Source organism: Mesorhizobium sp. CA10, assembly GCF_020165285.1.
Taxonomy (GTDB): domain Bacteria; phylum Pseudomonadota; class Alphaproteobacteria; order Rhizobiales; family Rhizobiaceae; genus Mesorhizobium.
This window is the reverse complement of sequence record NZ_JAIUHV010000001.1, coordinates 174,479-189,947: the sequence shown is the minus strand read 5'-3', so window position 1 is coordinate 189,947 and position 15,469 is coordinate 174,479. Positions and strand designations below refer to the sequence as shown.

At 65.2% G+C, this 15,469-nt stretch carries 17 protein-coding genes; 7 read left to right on the top strand and 10 right to left on the bottom strand.

Annotated features, from left to right (window positions below; translation table 11 throughout):
- Positions 1–3: 3 nt before the first annotated feature.
- The 3 genes from LB535_RS00850 to LB535_RS00840 are packed head-to-tail and all read right to left on the bottom strand — an operon-like array spanning position 4 to position 2,018.
- On the bottom strand, positions 4–831 hold the full coding sequence (locus LB535_RS00850; protein ID WP_224630843.1) for an SH3 domain-containing protein: 828 nt from the start codon (positions 829–831) through the stop codon (positions 4–6).
- Positions 815–1,624, bottom strand: coding sequence for a metallophosphoesterase family protein (locus tag LB535_RS00845; protein ID WP_224630842.1), 810 nt, complete (start codon positions 1,622–1,624; stop codon positions 815–817). Before LB535_RS00845 ends, LB535_RS00850 begins: the two co-directional genes overlap by 17 nt.
- A gap of 37 nt (positions 1,625–1,661) precedes the next feature.
- Positions 1,662–2,018 (bottom strand): ArsR/SmtB family transcription factor, encoded by a 357-nt coding sequence (locus LB535_RS00840; RefSeq protein WP_140838528.1) that lies wholly within the window; start codon positions 2,016–2,018, stop codon positions 1,662–1,664.
- A gap of 193 nt (positions 2,019–2,211) precedes the next feature.
- Between LB535_RS00840 and LB535_RS00835 the strand changes: the two genes are divergently transcribed.
- Complete coding sequence (locus tag LB535_RS00835) at positions 2,212–3,390, top strand: MFS transporter (protein WP_224630841.1); 1,179 nt, start codon at positions 2,212–2,214, stop codon at positions 3,388–3,390.
- A gap of 31 nt (positions 3,391–3,421) precedes the next feature.
- Here LB535_RS00835 and LB535_RS00830 read toward each other — a convergent pair whose 3' ends face one another.
- Positions 3,422–3,886 (bottom strand): MarR family winged helix-turn-helix transcriptional regulator, encoded by a 465-nt coding sequence (locus LB535_RS00830; RefSeq protein ID WP_224630840.1) that lies wholly within the window; start codon positions 3,884–3,886, stop codon positions 3,422–3,424.
- A gap of 189 nt (positions 3,887–4,075) precedes the next feature.
- Between LB535_RS00830 and LB535_RS00825 the strand changes: the two genes are divergently transcribed.
- A complete protein-coding gene (locus LB535_RS00825) occupies positions 4,076–4,870 on the top strand; it encodes an SDR family NAD(P)-dependent oxidoreductase (protein ID WP_224630839.1) in 795 nt (264 codons plus the stop codon).
- Positions 4,871–4,876: 6 nt separating this feature from the next.
- Here the strand turns inward: LB535_RS00825 and LB535_RS00820 are convergent, their stop codons facing one another.
- Complete coding sequence (locus LB535_RS00820) at positions 4,877–5,476, bottom strand: LysE family translocator (RefSeq protein WP_224630838.1); 600 nt, start codon at positions 5,474–5,476, stop codon at positions 4,877–4,879.
- A gap of 99 nt (positions 5,477–5,575) precedes the next feature.
- On the opposite strand from LB535_RS00820, the gene LB535_RS00815 reads away from it, so the two are divergent.
- Positions 5,576–6,442, top strand: a complete 867-nt coding sequence (locus tag LB535_RS00815; RefSeq protein WP_224631174.1) for a LysR family transcriptional regulator — start codon at positions 5,576–5,578, stop codon at positions 6,440–6,442.
- A 12-nt stretch (positions 6,443–6,454) separates the two neighbouring features.
- Here the strand turns inward: LB535_RS00815 and LB535_RS00810 are convergent, their stop codons facing one another.
- The 4 genes from LB535_RS00810 to LB535_RS00795 form a co-directional block, all read right to left on the bottom strand.
- Positions 6,455–7,105, bottom strand: coding sequence for a glutathione S-transferase family protein (locus LB535_RS00810; protein ID WP_224630837.1), 651 nt, complete (start codon positions 7,103–7,105; stop codon positions 6,455–6,457).
- Positions 7,106–7,186: 81 nt separating this feature from the next.
- On the bottom strand, positions 7,187–7,837 hold the full coding sequence (locus LB535_RS00805; RefSeq protein ID WP_224630836.1) for a dihydrofolate reductase family protein: 651 nt from the start codon (positions 7,835–7,837) through the stop codon (positions 7,187–7,189).
- A 152-nt stretch (positions 7,838–7,989) separates the two neighbouring features.
- Positions 7,990–8,790: a protein-L-isoaspartate O-methyltransferase family protein gene (locus LB535_RS00800; protein ID WP_411969512.1), complete on the bottom strand. Its 801-nt coding sequence runs from the start codon at positions 8,788–8,790 to the stop codon at positions 7,990–7,992.
- Between the two features lie 78 nt (positions 8,791–8,868).
- Positions 8,869–10,227 (bottom strand): Nramp family divalent metal transporter, encoded by a 1,359-nt coding sequence (locus LB535_RS00795; RefSeq protein WP_224630834.1) that lies wholly within the window; start codon positions 10,225–10,227, stop codon positions 8,869–8,871.
- Positions 10,228–10,451: 224 nt separating this feature from the next.
- Here LB535_RS00795 and mntR point away from each other — a divergent pair, with 224 nt between their 5' ends.
- From mntR to LB535_RS00780, 3 genes are all read left to right on the top strand, one after another.
- Positions 10,452–10,907, top strand: a complete 456-nt coding sequence (gene mntR, locus LB535_RS00790; RefSeq protein WP_140541448.1) for a manganese-binding transcriptional regulator MntR — start codon at positions 10,452–10,454, stop codon at positions 10,905–10,907.
- Between the two features lie 155 nt (positions 10,908–11,062).
- On the top strand, positions 11,063–11,965 hold the full coding sequence (locus LB535_RS00785; protein ID WP_224630833.1) for a neutral zinc metallopeptidase: 903 nt from the start codon (positions 11,063–11,065) through the stop codon (positions 11,963–11,965).
- 165 nt (positions 11,966–12,130) lie between these two features.
- Positions 12,131–13,399, top strand: coding sequence for a TCR/Tet family MFS transporter (locus tag LB535_RS00780; RefSeq protein ID WP_224630832.1), 1,269 nt, complete (start codon positions 12,131–12,133; stop codon positions 13,397–13,399).
- Between the two features lie 156 nt (positions 13,400–13,555).
- On the opposite strand, the gene carA is transcribed toward LB535_RS00780, so the two are convergent.
- Positions 13,556–14,758 carry a glutamine-hydrolyzing carbamoyl-phosphate synthase small subunit gene (gene carA, locus LB535_RS00775; protein WP_224630831.1) on the bottom strand — a complete coding sequence of 401 codons (1,203 nt, stop codon included), beginning with the start codon at positions 14,756–14,758 and terminating at the stop codon, positions 13,556–13,558.
- 260 nt (positions 14,759–15,018) lie between these two features.
- Here carA and LB535_RS00770 point away from each other — a divergent pair, with 260 nt between their 5' ends.
- Positions 15,019–15,468, top strand: a complete 450-nt coding sequence (locus LB535_RS00770) for a GatB/YqeY domain-containing protein (RefSeq protein ID WP_224606272.1) — start codon at positions 15,019–15,021, stop codon at positions 15,466–15,468.
- Position 15,469 lies beyond the last annotated feature (1 nt).

Genomic DNA, 15,469 nt, shown 5'->3' with positions numbered 1-15,469 from the left:
GCCTTATTCCCCTGTATCAGTACCCAACGCCAGTGCGTCCGTGATCTCGAAGCGCTCGGAAACGCCAATGCGGATCATGTTGAGACTGCCTTCGCGGGTGAAACGGAATTCGTCGGAGGAGTCGGAGCCGGCGGGCTTGCCGTCGTGGAAATTGATGAGGCGCGTGCCGCCGTCCGGCCAGGTCACGGTCACGACGCTGTCGCCGCCCTCATGCGCGACACTGATTTCGCAGCGGGTCATCGGCTGGCCGACATGGCGGGCGCAGGGGATGCCGCTGGCATCGGGGGCAGGGGCATCGGCCTGAGAGGTTGCCGAGGCCGCGAAGGCGAGGGCGTAGGCATCCCGCATGGCGATTGCGCTGATATCGATTGCCGTTGGCGGAGCGGCTGGCTCGCTGCGGCCCAGGCGCGCCGCAATGTCCGGCTGCGGTTCTTCGGAAGACTCGGGCGCGTTGGCTTCCCGTGGCAGGTTTGCATCCGTCGCCGGCGCGGCGGCATCTTCAGGCGCCGGCGCAGGGTTGTTGGGGCTGAGATAGCGGGCGGGCGCCCAACCGACGATATGCGCATCCTGCGTATCCTCGACCTTGCACCATGGATAGCCATTGACGACGTTGCAGCCGAAATTCTTGACGGCCGTGCCGTTTGGCAGCCGCGCCGCCACCTTTCCACTTGGCGAAGCGGTGACGCGGATGTTGAGGAGATCGTCCGGCGCCAGGCCGCCGATAATCGAAACGATCGGTCCCGGCGCATCCTGGGCTATGGCCGGCAGGGCCGCCGCCAGCAATGGAGCGACGAAGAACAGCGTCGATGGGAGCCTAACCTTGCGCTTCATGCATAGGCTCCGCTCGATCGGGATATGAACTCCGCTCAATCCTCATAAATCCGGTCCGCAGCGCGTGTGCCCATTCCGGCCGTCCCGCCTGTTCGGCCTGCTTTGCGGCGGCTTCATGGTCGTAGTCCACCGCGATCGCCTCGAAGCAGTCGGCGCGGCCGGGCACGGCCAGCTCGACGATGCCGTAGCGGGCATGCGGCGAGCCTTGCTCGGAGACATGCGCCGGCGGCGTGTCATCGTCATAGGCGGGGCAGCCGACGCTGCCGGGGTTGAAGATCACCGGACCGTCGGGGGTGCGGATCAGCTCGTTGCGATGGCTGTGGCCGCACAGCACCAGGCGGCAGGCCGGATCGAGCGACTTCAGCCGGCGCCTGATCGCGGCGAGCGGCGCGCGCACCAACTGGCCGTCGACAATGGCGTCGGAAAGATATTTTTCGTCATGGTCCGGCCGGGCGTGGAAGGCTATGACGCCGGGCACGATCTCCAATGTGAGCGGCAGGGCGAGCAACGCCTCGCGCTGCGGCGCTGTCAACCGCTCCTGGGCGTAGCGGTCGGACGGCCACATGGCTTCACCGGCCACGTCCTGGGCGACGCGGCGGTCGTGATTGCCGCGCACCGTCGGCAGATTGAGCGCCTGCAGCCGTTCCATCGTCTGGCGCGGCCAGAGCGGGCCAGACACGCAGTCGCCGAGATTGACGATGATGTCGGCGCCGCCTCGCTGGTTCAGATCGTCGAGCACAGCGTCCAAGGCGAGCACGTTGCCGTGGATGTCGGCCACTACGGCGATGCGCATGAGAGCTCCATGACAGGCAATTTCGTCAGCGCCGCAATCAGGCCTCGAGTTCCATCTCGGAGGTGCCGACCGCCGGCAGATCCTTGTCGCCGTCAGCCGCGGCGATCACGCTGTCGAGCAGGCCGGGAAAGCGCTTGTCGAGGTCGTCGCGGCGCAGCGTGATAAGCCGGCTGGTGCCGGCAGCCTCGCTGCGGGTGACGCCCGCCTCGCGCAGCTTGGCGAGGTGGTAGCTGAGATTGGTCTTGGAGGCGAGGTCGAGGAACTTGCTGCAGTTCATCGGCACGCCTTCCTTGCGAGCCAGATAGCGGACAATGGCAAGCCGGGTCGGGTCGCCGAGCACGGCGAGCACGATCGGCAGGCTGATCTGGTCGGCGGTTGGATGGGGCAGGCTCATGGCCCAGAATTAAGCACAAACGGCACGAACTTCAACGCGGCTTCCTTTTTTGCCGACAGACATAGCCTCTTCCTTTCGGCCCCGTCCTGACACAGGGCTGTCAGCAGGGTTCAGCTATTTTCTCCCGGCTCGGTTGACATCATGCCCCGCTATGTCCAATTGTTCAATAACCTTTGAACTAAGGACAGTTTCCATGGACAAGCGGATCTTCTGGCTTGCGCTCGGATCGTTCGCGATCTCGACCGAAGGCTTCGTCATCTCCAGCCTTCTTCCCGACATCGCCACTGACGCCGGCATCTCCGTGCCGCTCGCCGGCTCGCTGATCACCGCCTTCGCGCTCGCCTATGCGTTCGGCGCGCCGGTGCTGGCGACGCTGACCGGGGAATGGGACCGGCGGCGCGTCATCTTGTGGACGCTGGTGTTCTTCGTCCTTGGCAATGTTGCTGCCGCGCTCAGTTCGTCCTTCGAAGTGCTTTTGATCGCCCGCATCGTGATGGCACTGTCGTCCGGCCTGTTCGCGGCGACCGCGCAAGGCACGGCGGTGGCGCTGGTCGACGACCACCACCGGGCGCGCGCCATCGCCGTCGTCGTCGGCGGCACCACTGTGGCGGTTGCCGTCGGCGCGCCGCTCGGCGCGCTGGTCGCGGCCATTGCCGGCTGGCGCGGTACGTTCTTCGCCATTGCCGGGCTCGGCGCGCTGGCCGGTGCGATCCTGTGGTACCGGTTGCCGCGCGGCATCGTCGGCACCAAGCTGCCGCTGAGGGCGCGGCTGGCGGCGGCAGTGCGGCCCGGCGTGATGCCGATCCTGCTGACCACGGTGCTGGCGCTGATCGGAGCCTTCACCGTCTTTGCCTTCATCGCGCCCTTGGCCATTGAAAGCGGCGGGCTCTCTCCGATCGCGCTGCCGGGCATGCTGCTCGCTTTCGGCGTCGGCGCCGTCATCGGCAACATCGCCGGCGGGCAGGCCGCCGACCGCTTCGGCGCCACCCGAACCGTCGCCTGGTCGCTGGCGCTGTCGGCCGCGATGCTCGCCACGTTCTCGCTGATCCCGGCCCTCCTGCCGCAGTCGATCGCCGGGCCGGCGCTGATGGGTATGATGGTGCCGTGGGGCATCGTCGGCTGGGCCTTCCCGCCGGCGCAGGCGAGCCGCATCATCAAGCTGGCGCCCGACGCTGCGCCGATCGTGCTGTCGCTCAACGCCTCGGCGCTCTATCTGGGCGTCGCCATGGGCGCGGTGGTCGGCGCCGCGGTGCTGCGCTTCGGCGCTCCGGCCGATCTCGGCCTGATCGCCGCGGTGTTCCCGATCGTCGGGCTGGGCGTCGTGCTCGCCGGCCGGGTGTTCGCCCGGCCAGTGGCGATGCCGGCCGAGTAACGGTTTCAAAGCCTGATCGGCGGCCGCTTCTTCAGAGCGAAGGAGCGACCGTCGGCATTTCCAGATCGAGATCAGCCACCGCGTCCAGCGCCGCACGCAGCTTTGCCGCCTGCTCCGCACCAACCTTTTTCTCAAACTGCCGCTGCGCGACGCTCCACAGCTTGAGCGCGTCGTCGAGCTTGGCCTGTCCTCGCGGCGTCAGCCGCACGCGCTTGACGCGGCGGTCGTCCTTGTCGGGGAAGGTCTGGACATAGCCGTCGCGGATCAGCGGCTTCAGCGTGTGGCCGAGCGCGGACAGATCCATGATCAGCGCTTCGGCGATGGTGCCCATCGCCGGCTCGTCGCTGATGTGGATCTGAAAGAGCAGCCCGAACTGCGTGCTCTTCAGGCCCGAAGGCGCCAGCGCGTCGTCGTAGAAGCGGCCGAGACTGCGCGCGGCACGGCGCAGCGTGGCGTTGTTGCAGTCGCTGAATCCGGGCTTGTGAGCTTCGGTCATGATCACTCCTCGCCGGCGCGTCGACGCGCCAGCCTGCTGCAGAAATAGTTTTGGCCGCCGCCGTTGACAAGATAGTGGCATATACCTACTTCGCCGAAAGTGGCATATGCCACTAAGTTAGATCAGAAGCCCGGCAGATGATTGGATGGTCGGCGCTGGGCCAAGCGAAGCGAACAAAGGAACAGGACAATGAGCACGAAGGACAATAAGGGCACGGCCGTCATCACCGGCGCCTCGTCGGGCATAGGCGCGGTCTATGCAGACCGGCTGGCAGGGCAGGGATACGATCTGGTGCTGGTGGCGCGGCGCGCCGACCGGCTGCGGGAGTTGGCGGACAAGCTGGCCTATGCCTATGGCCGCAAGGTCGAGACGATCATCGCCGACCTTGCGGTCGATGCCGATTTGCGCCGCGTCGAGCAGGCGGTGGCGGCGGATGACAGCGTGACGCTGTTGGTCAACAATGCCGGCGTGGGTGGCCTGGAGACGATCGCCGACGCCGACGCCGACGCGGCCGAGCGCATGATCAAGGTCAATGTCGTGGCGCTGACCCGGCTGACCCGCGCGGTGCTGCCCGGCCTGCTTGCGCGCAATCGCGGCGGGATCATCAACATCGCCTCGGTCGTTGCCTATGGCATCGCCGTCGGTGGCATCTACAGCGGCACCAAGGCCTATGTCGCCAACTTCACGGAAGCGCTGCAGAAGGAAGTCGCCGGCACCAATGTGAAAGTCCAGTCCGTCGTGCCCGGACCGGTCCGCACCGAGTTGTGGGACGTCTCCGGAATCAGCCTCGACAAGCTCAATCCGGACTGGATCATGAGCGCCGACGATCTGGTCGACGCCGCGCTTGCCGGGTTCGCCCAAGGCGAGACCGTCACCGCGCCTGGCCTTGCCGACGCGGCTGGGCTGGCCACCTATCTCGGTGCCCGGGACCAGTTCTTCGGCAGTCTGTTCTCCGGCAAGCCGGCGGCGCGCTACGCGGTCTAACTTCTCTCAAGCTGGCCGCCACATCTGCAGGATCGAGGTGGCCAGCAACAGGCCGAGCACGATATTGAGCGCGCGCCACTGGCGCTCCGTCTTGAGCAGGCGGGCAAGCAGGGTTCCCGCCACGCACCACAGCGACAGCGAAAAGGCTGCGGTCAGCCCGAACACGGCGCCCAGCAGCAGCGCAAGCTGCAACGGACCATCCGCCAGTGCCGCGAAGGATGCGGCGGCGCCGAGCCCCATCGCCCAGCCTTTCGGATTCATCCACTGGATGCCGGCGCCGCCGAAAAAGCTGTTCGGCCTGGCCATGCTGATGTCGAGGTTGGGCGGGCCGCTGCGGCCGATCTTGATCGCAAGCCAGATCAGATAGAGCGAGCCTGCGATCTTCATGGCAAGCTGCAGGGATGGAATGGCGGCCAGAAGTCCAGCCAGCCCTGCCGCGCCCGCGGCGGCCACGGTAGCCAGCCCCGCGGCGCTGCCGGCCATCAGCGGCACCGACCGGCGAAAGCCGAATTGTGCGCCCGATGCGGTCGACAATGTCGTGGCGATGCCGGGCGTCGAGGTCGAGATCAGCGCGAACAGGACCAGCGGGATGATGGTGTCGGACATGCGGGCCTCCTAATCGAGGAGCAGACATGCTTAGGCGCTTGACAGCATCAGTAAATGCAATGTTTGGTATGGTTTGCATTAGCGATTATAATGCCAGGCATGGTCCGCGATCTCGACACGACCCTTATCCGCACCTTCGTCACGACGGCCGACAAGGCCAGCATGACGGCGGCCGCCAATGCGCTTCACCTGACGCAAGGCGCCGTCAGCCAGCAGATCAAGCGGCTGGAGGAGGCGCTCGGCCAGAGCCTGTTCGAGCGCGACCGCCGCGGCCTGAGGCTGACGCGGGTGGGCGAGCGGCTGCTCGACAGGGCCAGGCGCCTGCTGCAGCTCAATGACGAGATCCTCACCGAGATCAGGGGCAGGGCGGTGGCCGGGCAGGTGCGGCTCGGTGTGCCTTACGATCTCGTCGGCACGCTGCTCGCGCCCGTGCTGAAGGCCTTTGCGGAAGCCTATCCGCAGGTGGAGATCTCGCTGATCTGCGCGTCCTCGCCGGAACTCGCGGCGGCCCTGGCGGTGGGCACCATCGACCTTGCCGTCATCGAGGAGCGTGTCGGCCCGACCCTTGGCGAATGCCTGCTCGTCGACCGGCTGGTCTGGGTCGGCGCCAGAGGCGGGACGGCACGCCTGAAGCGGCCGCTGCCGGTTTCGATCGTCGCCGACACCTGCGCCTTCCGACCGGCGGTGCTGGCCGCACTTGGCGAACACGGGCTCGACTGGCGCACAGTGTTCGAGAACGGCAACATCGATGCCACGACAGCGACGGTGCGCTCGGACCTCGCGGTGACCGCGTGGCTTGTTTCGACGGTTCCGGCCGATCTCGACATATTGTCAGACGCCGGCCTTCCGGCGCTGCCGAATTTCTCCGTCAACCTGCATCTGCCGAAACATGCCACCGCGCCAGCTGCAAAGGCTTTTGCCAGTCATATCCGCGAAGGTCTTTCCCGCTATCGGCAGGCGGCGTGACGCCACCGCCGGTCAGCGTTTCGCTGCCGCCATGGCGACCGCCAATTGCGCGTCGAAAGCGCGCTTGAAGGCCGGCCGCGCCTCGCCGCGGGTGACATAGGCGGCAACGTTCGGGAATTCGTTCAGCAGTCCCGATCTCTGCAGCCGGCGCAGCACGCCCACCATGACAAGGTCGCCGGCGCTGAAGGCGCCATCGAGCCAATCACTATCGCCGAGATGGCGGGCAAGATCGGCCAGCCGCTTGCGGATGCGGTCGTCAACCAAGGGCAGGCGCTGGTCGTGCCACGGTGCGTCGCGCTCCAGAATCACGGCCGTCGCGCGGTCCAGGATCGGCTGCTCGATGGTGCTGAATGCTGCGAACATCCAGGCGACGGCGCGCGCCCGTGCGTTCGCGTCCTCCGGCAACAGGCCTGCGTGACGCACCGCGATGTGAAGGACGATCGCGCCTGACTCGAACAGGGTGAGATCGCCTTCTTCATAGGTCGGGATACTGCCGAAGGGATTGATCGCAAGGTGCGCGGGTTGCTTCATCGCATCGAACGAAACGAGGCGAATATCATAGGGCTGACCGACTTCCTCGAGCGCCCAGCGCACGTGCATGTCGCGCGCGAGCCCCCTGCCGCCATCGGGCGATCGTTCAAAGGCGGTGATCGTGGGCATCATCGGCGGCTCCTGACCGTTCAATCGTCGTTCGAAAGAGAGGCAATGCGCGGCAGGTCTGGCCCGCCGCACGACAGCCTTGTGCTACTTCCAGTTCCTGCGCCGTTCGAGTTCGGCTTCGGAAGGCTCCTGTTGGGCAAACGAGCCCGTACGGATCTCGCCTCCGCGCTCATAGCTCGCCATGATGACGCCGGTGGTGGAAGCCTGCGATTTGACGAGCTTGAAGGCCGCCGGCATCGCGTCGTCGCCGAACAGCCGCTTGCCCTTGCCCAGCAGCAGCGGGAAGGTCATCAGCCGGATCTCGTCGATCAGCCCGTTGGCGAGCAGGGTCTGGATCAGATTGCCCGATCCCTGGATGAGCAGGTCGGGTCCATCTTCCTGCTTGAGCTCCTTGAGCCTTGCAACGACATCCGGTCCGAGCGACTGCGTGTTCTGCCAGGTCAGCGTATCCGGCCGGTGCGTCGCCACATATTTGACCGCGGGGTTGAAGACAGCCGCGATCGGATCGTTCTGATACGGCCAGTACGCGGCGAAGATATCGTAGGTTCTGCGGCCGAGCAGCAAGTCGAACGGCTTGGAGAACATTTCCTCCATGGCCGCGCCTGCCACCTCGTCAAAATAATGGAAGGTCCAGCCGCCGAATTTGAAGCCGCCGACCGGATCCTCTTCCGGCCCGCCCGGCGCCTGCATGACGCCGTCGATGCTAACGAATGTGGCGGCGATGATCTTGCGCATCTGTCTTCTCCCTTTCACGATCCGCGCCGTCGCGGCCGGATTTCTGCCTAAAGCATTCGACGCATTCCTGACGGAAAACCGCTTCGCACTTTTCCTGGAATTGCTCCAAGGACGAACGGCAAGGCTGATCTCCGACACAGCCCCGCGAATTTCTAGCGCGTGTCGTCGACGCGAATGGCGCGTGAAGAGAACCAGACCTCTCCGAAGACGGCGGTTGCCGTCCGGTCCGGCGCCTTATCTTCGCTCAGCCAGATCGAGCGCGTGCGCGCGGCGCGCTCACGTGTCGGTATTTTCGCGCCCGGCTCGGCAGTGGAGGCGCCGACGCAAGGGATGAACCAGGAGCCCATGAAGGGCCGACAGGCAAAGCCGTTTTCCAGGCGCATTACGACCACCGCGAGGCCGACGGTTTCGGAGGGACGCCACGGAAAGATCATGCGGCCGCCGGGCTTCAGCGCTTTCAGCCACGCGGCGGGGGGCGCGACGACGCCGGCATTGACATAGACGATGTCGGAGGGCGGCAAAGGGTTGGCGACGGCGTCGCCATGGATCACCTCGATGTTGCGGTACCGGGCGAGGTTCGCCTTGGCGCGCGCCGCAAGATCGGTCTCGATCTCGAAGGCGGTGACGCCGCCCCCCGGCTCGACCAGCCTCGCCAGCAGCGCCGTGTAATAGCCTGTGCCGGCGCCGATATGGGTAACGTGCTCGCCCGGCTTCGGCTCGACCTTGCCGAGCCACATCGCGTGCAGCATCGGCTCGCCATTGTTGATGCCCTTGTCGGCATCGAGCACGACGAGGACATTCTGGTAGATGTAACCAGGATCGGCGCTCGGCGTCTGGAACCGGCCTTCGCCGGCAAAGACGGTCCATGGCCCCGGACCCAGGAAGGCCTCGCGCGGCACCGCGGCGAACGCCTCCTCGATGCGTGGATCGGCCGACCGGGCGTGCGCAGCCATCAGCCTGGCGTAGAATCTGCGGGCTTCGTCCGGTTTGGCCATGGCGCGAAGATAGCGCGGCCGGCGCCAATGTCGCGGTCAGCCGGCGAAGGTGTCGTAGAGGAGCTTGAAGTTGAGAACGAGGATCACGGCGGCAACCACCCAGGCCAACGCCGCAACGCCGCGCGGTATGGCAAAATTGCCCATCTTCTTCTTGTCCGACACGAACTGCACCAGCGGCACCACCGCGAAAGGCAGCTGCATCGACAGGATCACCTGGCTGAACACGAGCAACTCGGCCGTTCCCTTCTCGCCATAGAGTGCTGTGACGACCACCACGGGGACGATGGCAATGCCGCGCGTCACCAGGCGCCGCGCCCATTGCGGGATGCGCAGGCGCAGGAAGCCTTCCATCACGATCTGGCCGGCGAGCGTCGCGGTGACGGTCGAGTTGAGGCCGGAGGCAAGCAGCGCGACGGCGAACAGGATCGAGGCGATGCCCAGGCCGAGCAGCGGCGACAGCAGCTCGAAGGCCTGGCCGATCTCGGCGACGTGGTGATGGCCGGTATCGTGGAAGGCGACCGCCGCGACGATCAGGATCGACGCATTGACGAACAGCGCCAGGATCAGCGCGATGGTCGAATCCGTCGTCGCCCATTTGATGGCGTCGCGCTTGCCGGCATCGGTGCGCTCATAGGCGCGGGTCTGCACGATCGAGGAATGCAGATAGAGATTATGCGGCATGACTGTCGCGCCGATGATGCCGATGGCGATGTAGAGCATCGCCGGATTGGTGACGATCTCCGGCGATGGCACGAACATCGAATGCAGGATCGTGCCGGCCGGCGGCGCGGCGACGAAGATCTGGATGGCAAAGCAGCCGAAGATGATGATCAGCAGCGCGACGACGAAAGCCTCGAGATAGCGGAAGCCCTTGTTCATCAGCAGCAGCACAAGGAAAGCATCGAGCGCGGTCAGCATGGCGCCGCCGATCAGCGGGATGCCGAACAGAAGCTGCAGCGCGATCGCCGTGCCGATCACCTCGGCGAGGTCGCAGGCGATGATGGCCAGCTCGCAGGCGATCCAGAGCAGCAGATTGACCCGGCGCGGATAATAGGCGCGGCAGGCCTGGGCGAGGTCGCGGCCGGTGGCGATGCCGAGACGCGCGGCAAGCGCCTGCAGCAGGATCGCCATCAGGTTCGACAGCATGATGATGAAAAGCAGCGTATAGCCGAACTGGGCACCACCGGCGAGGTCGGTCGCCCAGTTGCCTGGGTCCATGTAGCCGACCGAGACCATGTAGCCCGGCCCCATGAAGGCGAACAGGCGGCGGAACCAAACGCCGGTCCGCGGCACCGCGATCGAGGCGTTCACCTCGCGCAGGCTCGGCTGCTCGTCGTCGGGCCTGTCGAATCGCCATGCGGGTCGGGCTACGGTTGCTGCATCGGCATCGGACATGGAATTTCCGCTGGAATTTTCGAACGTGCCTCTTATCTACGCCATGGCTCAACATTATGCAATATGCTATATTTCATTGATCATGCTTTCGTGATGAGCCGAGACAAGGCTGGCGGCAGGCTGCCGCAAACGCCGGTTGCGCATGAGCGGGAATGCAAATAAACGGCCGGACCATCTGGGGTTCGTGTTATGGATGCGGTCCCCGATTCAAGGAGGAGCGCGGATTGGCGCTGAGGAACAAACCGGTTCGACGCGAAGAGCCGCTTCCCGATGCCGAAATCCATTCGGAGGGTTTTCGGCAGACGCGCGAGGCGCGCCGTAGCGCGCTGGTCGAGGACTATGTCGAGCTGATCGCCGACCTGATCGAGGACGGCAATGAAGCGCGGCAGGTGGATATCGCGGCAAGGCTCGGCGTCGCGCAGCCGACGGTGGCAAAGATGCTGACCAGGCTGTGCGCCGACGGGCTGGTGTCGCGAAAGCCCTATCGGGGCGTGTTCCTGACCGAGGCCGGCCGCAAGGTCGCCGAGGAAAGCCGCATCCGCCACCAGACGGTCGAGGCCTTCCTGCGCTCTCTCGGCGTCAGCGCCGAGACGGCGCGCATCGACGCCGAGGGCATCGAGCACCATGTCAGCGCCGAAACGCTGGAAGCTTTCCGCCGGGCGATGACCTCCGCTCGTTGAGCTCGGGCTCGATACGAGAATAGCCCTGCAGGGCGCAAAGTGTCGGTTCCGACCTCGCGAAAAATACTGACTTGACGTATTCGTTGCGATAATTGTCTGCAGGGGGGCGGTGGCATGCCGGTCCCTCCAGGACGTTCGTGTCGCGAGGAGTTGCCATGCTTTGGAGAGGCCGTCGTCAGAGCGACAACATCGAAGACGAACGCAGCGACAGCGGCGGCGGGCCTGGCGGCGGATTGGGCGGCGGCGGCCAGTTCCGCATCCCCATCGGCGGCCGTACCGGTGGCGGCGGCAGCATCATCCTGGTTATCCTTGTCGTGCTCGCAGGATGGTATTTCGGCTTCGATCCATCGCAGATCCTGGGCGATGGTGGCGGCCAGATCACCGAAGACACCGGTTCGCAAAATGGCGGCGCGCCCGCCAATGACGAGATGAAGCAGTTCGTCGCAACCGTGCTTGCCGATACCGAGGACACCTGGACCGGCATTTTCAAGTCCGAAGGGCTGACCTACCAGGATCCCAAGCTGGTGCTGTTCAGTGGCCAGGTCCGTTCGGCCTGTGGTTTCGCCTCGGCGGCGGCCGGGCCGTTCTACTGCCCAGGCGATCGCAAGGTCTATCTCGACATGACCTTCTTCCAGCAGCTCGACCAGCAGTTCGGCGCGTCCGGCGAATTCGCCCGTGCCTATGTGGTGGCGCATGAGGTCGGCCACCATGTGCAGAACCTCACCGGTATCATGGGCAAGTTCAACCAGATGCGGCAAGGCATGAGCGAGGCCGACGCCAACCAGCTGTCGGTGCGCATCGAGCTTCAGGCCGATTGCTTCGCTGGTGTCTGGGCACATTACACGGCGCAAAAAGGCATATTGGAGCAGGGTGATGTCGAAAGCGCGCTGAACGCCGCCAAGCAGATCGGCGACGACACGCTGCAGAAGAGGATGCAGGGCTACGTCGTGCCGGAAAGCTTCAACCACGGCACCTCGCAGCAGCGGCAGACGTGGCTGGCGCGCGGCATAAAGAGCGGAAAGCTGTCCGACTGCAACACGATGGGCGGTCCGATCTGACGCGGCCCTGCCGCTTCTTTGCCGGCGAGGATCGGCGATCAACGCGGCTGGCAAGTGATGTCAGGATGAGGCAATTGCCTTCGTTCGCGTATTGTTCCTGTAGGCGACGTCGCCTATAAGATGCCTCCCGCCTTTGCCCCCGGGCGGCCTGAGGAGATTATCATCATGATCGACCCCAAAACCGCCAGGCGGGGCCTTGCGCTCGTTTTCACCACGCTGCTGCTCGACGTCATCGGCTTCGGCATCATCATGCCGGTGCTGCCGGCCTATCTGGAGGAACTGAGCGGCGTCACAGTCAGCCAGGCCGCGATCGAGGGCGGCTGGCTGTTCTTCGTCTATGCGGCGATGCAGTTCGTCTTCGCGCCGATCATGGGCGGCTTGAGCGACCGCTTCGGCCGTCGGCCGATCCTGCTTGCCTCGGTGCTGACCTTTTCCATCGACAACCTGATCTGCGCCATCGCCTGGTCCTATCCGATGCTGTTCATCGGCCGCGTGCTCGCCGGTATTTCCGGCGCCAGCTATTCGACGACATCCGCCTTCATCGCCGACATCTCGAACGACGAGAACCGGGCGAAGAATTTCGGCCTGCTCGGCATCGCCTTCGGCGTTGGCTTCGTCATCGGCCCGGTGCTGGGCGGTCTGCTCGGCACGTTCGGGCCGCGCGTGCCGTTCTATTTCGCTGCGGCACTTGCCTTCGTGAATTTCCTGATCGCGATGTTCCTGCTGCCCGAGACGCTGGACGAAAAGCATCGTCGCCGTTTCGAGTGGAAGCGCGCCAATCCGGTCGGCACGCTCATGCAGATGCGCAATTATCCGGGCATCGGCTGGATCGGGCTGGTGTTCTTCCTGATGACGCTCGGCCATATGATGTATCCGGCGGTCTGGGCGTTCGTCTCCAACTACCGCTATGGCTGGAACCAGCAGCAGATCGGCTTCTCGCTCGGCGCCTTCGGCCTGTGCGGGGCGATCATCATGGCGACGGTGCTGCCGCGGATCATTCCCAAGCTCGGCGAGTGGAGGACGGCGGCGATCGGCCTGACCTTCACCGCGCTCAGCGCGTTCGGCTATGCGTTTTCGACGCAAGGCTGGATGATCTATGCGGTCATCGTGGCCGGCTGCCTGGAGGCGCTGGCCGATCCGCCGCTCAGAAGCCTCGCCGCCGCCAAGGTGCCGCCCTCGGCGCAGGGCGAATTGCAGGGCGCGATGACCTCTATCTTCTCGATCACCTCGATCATCACGCCGCTGCTCTATACCGCGATATTTTCCTGGTTCACAGGCCCGGCGGCGCCGGTCGTGTTCGGCGGCGCTCCCTATGTGCTCGGCGCAATTTTCCTGACACTGGCGGTGATCGTCTTCGTGACGAAAGTTGCCAAGCCGACGCCGAAGGAAGTCGAGCGCATGCACACGCAGGAGCCAGTGACGGACACCGCCTGAGGACGACTAGCGTTCGATCCATGCTCCGGGGATGTCGAGCGCCTTCGCCAGCATTGCGCTGGTCTGCTCAGACGGCTTACGGCGATTGGATTCGAGGTCCGACAGGAAACCCTCGCCGGTTGAGGTTTTGATGATTTGCGGGGCATTCGGAAGGTGTCAACGTTCGGCCAGCGCTTTCTCGCCGCGGCGTTCGCGAATCAGATTGACGAAGCGCCGGAACAGGTAATGCGAATCCTGCGGGCCGGGCGAGGCCTCGGGATGATGCTGAACCGAGAACACTGGACGGCCGGTCAGGGCGATGCCGCAATTCGAGCCGTCGAAGAGCGAGACATGGGTTTCCTCGACGCCTTCGGGCAGAGAGTCCGCGTCGACGGCGAAACCGTGGTTCATCGAGACGATCTCGACCTTCCCGGTGGTGTGGTCCTTGACCGGATGGTTGGCGCCGTGATGGCCCTGGTGCATCTTCTCGGTCCTGCCGCCGAGCGCCAGCGCCAGCATCTGATGGCCGAGGCAGATGCCGAACACCGGGATGTCGGTCTTCAAGAGATCCTGGATCACCGGCACGGCATATTCGCCGGTCGCTTCCGGATCGCCGGGCCCGTTCGAAAGGAAGATGCCGTCCGGCTGCATGGCCATGATCTCCTCGGCACCGGTCTTGGCCGGCACGACGGTGACCTTGGCGCCGAGGCCCGCAAGCAGGCGTAGGATGTTGCGCTTGACGCCATAGTCGACGGCGACGACGTGCATGGAAGGCTCGCTCCGCTCGCCATAGCCTTCGTTCCAGATCCAGGGCGTCTCGCGCCAGACCGAAGACTGGCCCGACGTGACCTCCTTGGCGAGATCGAGGCCGATCAGACCCGACCAGGCCGCGGCCTGCCGCTTCAGGTCCTCGATGTCGAAGACGCCGTCGGGCGCATGCGCGATGACGGCATTGGGCATGCCCTTCTCGCGGATCAGCACAGTCAGCGCGCGGGTGTCGATGCCGGACAGCGCGACGATGCCGCGCCGCTTCAGCCACTGGTCGAGATGGCCGGCGGCGCGATAGTTGGACGGGTCGGTGACGTTGGCCTTGAAGATGGCGCCGACAGCGCCGGCGCGGGCGGCCGGATGCAAATCCTCGATGTCCTCGTCATTGGTGCCGACATTGCCGATATGCGGGAAGGTGAAGGTGACGATCTGGCCGGCGTAAGACGGATCGGTGAGGATTTCTTCATAACCGGTCAGCGCGGTGTTGAAGCACACTTCCGCAACCGCCGATCCCGTGGCGCCAAGGCCGCGGCCTTCGATCACCGTGCCGTCGGCGAGCACCAGAAGGGCGGTCGGCTTTTCGGTTGCCCACGGGGCGGTGGTCGTGGCCATGGCGGCACTCCTGTCAGGCGCGGCAGTCGGTCCGGAGGACCATTTGCGCAGCAAGGCGCGAAGCTGGATTGCCCGGCTCCCACGCGTCAACTCATTGTCTCATGCAGGACCGAGTACATAGGCGAACGCGCCGGAGCGGTCAATGCGGCGCCCCCAGACCACGGCCGATTTGCTTTCATTCAGCAATATCAGCGGCTTGGCGGGATTTGCGTTGGCCGTTCGGCAAAGCTATTGTCCGCCGCATTCGAAGGAGAAGCACGATGCGCGAGAAAATCGCCGAATCCATGAAGAGCGCGATGAAGGCGCAGGACAAGCACCGCCTGCCGACACTGCGGCTGATCCAGGCCGCCATCCACGACCGCGACATCGCGAATCGCGGCGCCGGAAAGCCGCCGGCGAGCGAGGAGGAGATCCTTCAGATCCTCGCCAAGATGGTGAAGCAGCGCGAGGAATCCGCCAAGGCCTTCGAGGATGGCAAGCGGCCGGAGCTGGCGGCGCAGGAGCGCGGCGAGATGGCGATCATCCGCGAGTTCCTGCCGACGCAGCTCGACGACGCGGCGATCCAGGCTGCGGCGCGCGAGGCGATCGCGGCGACGGGCGCGGCCAGCCAGAAGGACATGGGCAAGGTGATCGGCGCGCTGAAGCAGAAATATGCCGGCCAGATGGACTTCGCCAAGGCGAGCGCCATCATCAAGGGGTTGCTGCAATAGA